Annotated in this window: 5 protein-coding genes and 1 pseudogene; all 6 read right to left on the bottom strand. The window is 64.2% G+C overall.

Annotation, left to right across the window (positions count from 1 at the left end):
• Window positions 1–337, bottom strand: a pseudogene (locus tag EOA60_RS19725) (ABC transporter permease); the annotation flags it as partial.
• Window positions 337–1,206 (bottom strand): ABC transporter permease, encoded by an 870-nt coding sequence (locus tag EOA60_RS19720; RefSeq protein ID WP_095824974.1) that lies wholly within the window; start codon window positions 1,204–1,206, stop codon window positions 337–339. The pseudogene EOA60_RS19725 and the gene EOA60_RS19720, both read right to left, overlap by 1 nt.
• Window positions 1,207–1,234: 28 nt before the next feature.
• Window positions 1,235–2,299 carry an ABC transporter substrate-binding protein gene (locus EOA60_RS19715; protein ID WP_066992230.1) on the bottom strand — a complete coding sequence of 355 codons (1,065 nt, stop codon included), beginning with the start codon at window positions 2,297–2,299 and terminating at the stop codon, window positions 1,235–1,237.
• A 38-nt stretch (window positions 2,300–2,337) separates the two neighbouring features.
• Window positions 2,338–3,312, bottom strand: a complete 975-nt coding sequence (locus EOA60_RS19710; protein WP_127334913.1) for a PfkB family carbohydrate kinase — start codon at window positions 3,310–3,312, stop codon at window positions 2,338–2,340.
• The gene (locus EOA60_RS19705) at window positions 3,309–4,340 is read right to left on the bottom strand and encodes an ADP-ribosylglycohydrolase family protein (RefSeq protein ID WP_095824976.1); all 1,032 of its coding nucleotides are present in this window, start codon (window positions 4,338–4,340) and stop codon (window positions 3,309–3,311) included. Before EOA60_RS19705 ends, EOA60_RS19710 begins: the two co-directional genes overlap by 4 nt.
• 2 nt (window positions 4,341–4,342) lie before the next feature.
• On the bottom strand, window positions 4,343–4,603 hold a 261-nt coding region (locus EOA60_RS19700), incomplete at its 5' end, for a UTRA domain-containing protein (protein ID WP_128311763.1).

Raw genomic sequence — 4,603 nt, 5'->3', positions numbered from 1 at the left:
GCCACGGAATGGCGATCGGCGGGAAGAGCAGCGCCTGCAGGAATTTCTTGCCGCGGAACTCGTAGCGGTAGAGCGCCAGCGAGGCGGCTGACCCGAGCACCGTCGAGATGACGGTGGTGATGATCGCGATCTCGATGCTGTTCCAGGTCGCCGCGATCAGCTGGTCGTTTTGCCAGAGCGAAGCATACCAGTCCGTCGTCCACTCGAACGGCAGCTGGTAAAAAGGCGAGGCGTTGAACGACATCAGCGCCATGATGATGATCGGCACATAAAGGAAGCCGAGCAACAGGAAGATGTAAAAGCGCCCGACCCACTCCAGAATGCGCGTCGTCGCCATCAGCCGGCCCTCCGCAAGACCGGTGCCGCGAGCGCCAGGATGACCAGCACTACGGCAAGCAGGATGAAGGAGAGCGCCGCGCCCAGCGGCCAGTTGAAGACGGCAACAAACTGGTCCTCTATGACGGTGCCGTAGAAAGTGCCGGTGCGGCCGCCGAGGATGCGCGGCTCCATGAAAGAACCCACGACCGGCACGAAGATCAGCGCCGCACCCGCGATCAGGCCGGGCATCGACAGCGGGATGATCACCCGCTTGAGCACCTGCAGCCGCGAAGCCCCGAGCGAGCGGCCCGCCTCGATCAGCGAGTCGTCGATCGCCTGCAGCGTGAGGTAACAGGTCAGCACCATATAGGGCACGTAGGAGTGCACCAGACCGATGATGACCGCCGGGTAGGAATACATGAGATCGATATTGATCTTGAACGGCAAGACGGCATTGAGCGTGGTGTCGAGAATGCCGCCCTCACGCAGCACCATGGCCCAGGAGAAGATTCGCACCAGCCCGTTCGACCAGAAAGGCAGGATGACCAGCAGAAAGATCGCCTCGCGGCTGCGGCCTTTAAGAACCTTCGCCAGCACGTAAGCCGCCGGATATCCGATGACGACGCACCAAAGCGTGACCTCGAGGCCGAGCCGCAGCGAAGCCAGAAGAAGTGTCAGATAAAGGCTTTGCGAGAAGAAGGCGGCGTAGTTGCCAAGCGTGAACCACCACTCTTTCCCGGCCAGCGGCAGATCGGTCATGAAGGAGAAGAACACCATGGCCGACAGCGGCAGAAAGATCGCCACCGTCAACCACAGATAAGCGGGAAGCAGAAGCGGCAGGGCTGGCCGCAGTCCGCGGCGCGAACCGGTCGCGAGCTGCTCTGCCATGATGCCTCTCCTCCCCGTAAGACGCCAACTATTTCACGTTGACCTTCAGCTCCTGCCAAAGTGCCAGGTATTTCTCGCGCTGCTCATCCGTGACCGGCGCCTGGAACTGGATACGTTTGGCGACCTCTGGGCTGCCCATGACCTTTCGGTTGAAAGCGTCCTCGGGCAGCGCCTCGACCGCCTTGGTGTTGGCCGAAACCGGCGCGCCGACCTTGGTGACCCATTCGACATAGAATTTCGGGTCGATCATGTAGTTTATGAAGGCCTCGGCGCCGGCGACATTCTTGGAACCGGCCGGGATGGAGAAGGCGTCCAGCCAGGCGACGGCGCCTTCCTGCGGGATGACCAGCGAGACCGGCAGCTTGAAATGCGTCTTGGCGCGGTCGGCGGAGCCGCTCCAGTAGGTGCCGATATCGATCTGGTTGGAGGCAACCATCTGGTTCCAGTCGTTCTCCGAACTCCAGAAGGTCTTGATCTGCGGCATCAGCGAGGTGAGCTTCGCCTTGACCGCGCCCATATCCTTGATGTCGTTGATGTTCTGCCCCGATGCGATGGCGCCGAACTGCACAGCCTCGACGGCGTCGTCGCGGATGATGACGCGGCCCTTATGGGCCGGATCCCACATCTCGGCGATGCTCGTCGGCGGCTTGTCGAACGACTTCTCGTTGATGGCTAGAGCGGTCAGGCCCCAAACCCACGGCACGCCATAGACCTTGCCGTCATGGTTCAGCATTGGCGAGCCGGCCTTGTCCTTGGCAATATCGGCATAGTTGGAGAGCTTCGACGTATCGATCGGCTGTATCAGCTTGCCGGCCATCGCCTGGTCGTTGAAGGCGGCGTTGATCATGACGACGTCGTAGAGGCCGGGATTGGTCCTCAGCTTGGTCAGCATCTCCTGTTCGGAGTTGAAGAAGTCATTGACGACCTTGTAGCCGGTCGCCTTCTCGAAGTTGGCGACCGCCCATGGCTCGTCGGCGCCGTAGCCCTTCCAGTTGAGCACATGCACTTCTTCGGCGGCCTGGGCGGCAAACGTGAATGCTGAGACGAAGACGGCGGTCGCCGTCAGAAAAGCGGTCAGTCTGGGCATGCGCATGTCTTTTCCTCTCATTGTTGGCCCGGTTGATGGGCTTGTTAAGTTGCAGTCGCGTCCTCCCGGCCATGCGCTATCGTTACTTGATCGCGATGGCTTAGGAATTCCTGGATCTCACTGTCGGTCGGCGCGGACGAGCCGCCATGACGCGTGACGGAAAGGGCCGCCGCGGCGTTCGCATAGCGCGCCGCTTCGCAGGGCGACAGCCCTCGCGACAATGCGCTGACGAAGGCGCCGATATGCGTATCGCCGGCACCATTGGTGTCGACGGCGCTGACCGCGAAACCGGGGATCGCGCGCGTGCCGCCTTCTGCCAGCCGCACAAGGCAGCCATGCGCGCCGGCGCGGATCACGACGCCCGCAGCTTTTGTGCAGTGTTCGGCCAGAAGCCGGATCGCGACGGTCTGCGCGTCGCCACGGCCGGCTATTTCGGCGGCTTCGTCCGCGTTGCAGCTCAGCCAGGCGGTGCGGGCAAGCACCCTGTCCAAGATCGCGCGCGGAATCTCCGCGATCACAGGCGTCGGATCGAAAACTACGGGAACTTCTTCCGGCAGCGCCTCGATCCAGTCGGCGAGCGCTTCGCGGCTGCCAGGGTAGCTCAACGTATAGCCGGAGGTGAAAACCCAATCGCCCGGAATGACTTGGACGGGCGCCATCATGTCCGGTGTCAGCACGCTCTCTGCGCCCGGCCATGAGACGAAGGTGCGTTCCGCATCGCTGCTGATCATGGCGACGCAATTGCCGCTGTCCATCAAGGGTGACGGCGGCGTCAGCGTCTCGATGCCTTCAGCGGCGAAAGCCGCGCGCAGGAAGTCGCCGTCTGCCCCGATGCCAAGCTGTCCGCCGAACACCACGTTCATGCCGGTGCGGCTCGCCGCGACCATCATGTTGAAGCCGCCGCCGGCGACGCGCGAATAGCTCGTCGCGGTCTTTTCGCTGCCCACCGCCGGGAGAGCGTCGATGCGATATACATAGTCGACCACCGCGCTGCCGACATGAACGAGGCGCCCGCTCATGCGGCGTCCTCCTTGCCGCCACGGGCCTTCGGCATGCGCGCCGCGACAAGATCATTGGCCAACGGCTCGATCTCCGCGAGATCGATGCCCTTCAGTCCCGCGATTTGATCTTGCGGCAGGCCCGACAGGCCCGAACAGGCGCCCGCCATGCCCGCGGCGATGGCGCCTATGGTGTCGGTGTCGCCACCGAGATTGGCGCTGATCACTGCCGCTCGCCACGCATCCCCGTTGGCAACCTCCAGCACGGCGAATGCTGCAGGAATCGACTCCTGGCTGGCGACCCCCGTGCCGATCAGGTCAACGATCAAGCGGATCGCCTCTTGGTCGCCCTTCCCGCGCACAAGTTCCTGCGCCCAGAGGATGCGTTCGGCGATGTCGCCGCCGGTGACCCAGTGACCGAGCGCGGCACCAAGCTTTGCCGCCGCGACGGCATGGCCGGAAGCAGCGCGCCAGTCGGCGCCCGAAACACCGAGACTGACCGCGGCAGCAACTGCGGCTGCGGAGGCAATCGCAATCGACGTATTGTGCGTAGCCCGGCAGGTTTCCGCGACTTTTGCAACCAGGGCATCGAGCGGCTCCGGGCGGATCATAATGCCGACCGGCGCAATCCGCATCGCGGCGCCGTTCGTGTCGCCAGTTCGCCCCGCTTCTTCCGCCGGCACGCCGTTATTGATGGCGTCGATGGCCCGCTTGGTCGACGGTCCAAGCAGGTCGTAACTGCCACGCGCCTTGACGTCGCGCTCCCAGTCGAGCAGCGCGTTGACCCATCGCGCATGGTCGAAGCGATTGCCGGAGCTGACCAGGATGCGGCCGAGCAGCAGGGCCTGCTCGGTGTCGTCGGTGATGGCACCTGCCGGCAGCCCCTTCGACACCGGATGGTCGACGGCGGGCGCAACGAAACCCTCGACATGGCCATAGAGCTCGGCGATGCGGGCGGGCGACAGAAGCTGTGTCGGCATGCCCAGCGCATCGCCAAGCGCGCCGCCGATCAGCGCGCCCATCGCCCGGTCGATCGCGTCGGCCGCCATGCTCAGAACTCCAGATGCAGCGCGAAATGCGCCGGGTTGAGCAGGCTGGTGACGAATTCGATGGCGCGGCCGTCGGCGGCGCGCGTCAGCCGCCGCGTCCTGAGGAACGGCGTGCCCGGCGCGCAATCGAGGATGGCGGCATCAGCAGCGCTGAGCATCTCGATGTCGACCCACTCCTCGCCATGGTCGGACACCAGCCCTGCCCCGCGCAGCGTCTGGTGCAGCGAGCCTTCGCGAAGCCCGCGCAGCGGCACGTCTTCCAG

The organism is Mesorhizobium sp. M1A.F.Ca.IN.020.06.1.1 (assembly GCF_004023265.1).
GTDB lineage: Bacteria > Pseudomonadota > Alphaproteobacteria > Rhizobiales > Rhizobiaceae > Mesorhizobium.
Note: the sequence above shows the minus strand (reverse complement) of the source record. Positions and strands in the feature narration are given on the sequence as shown.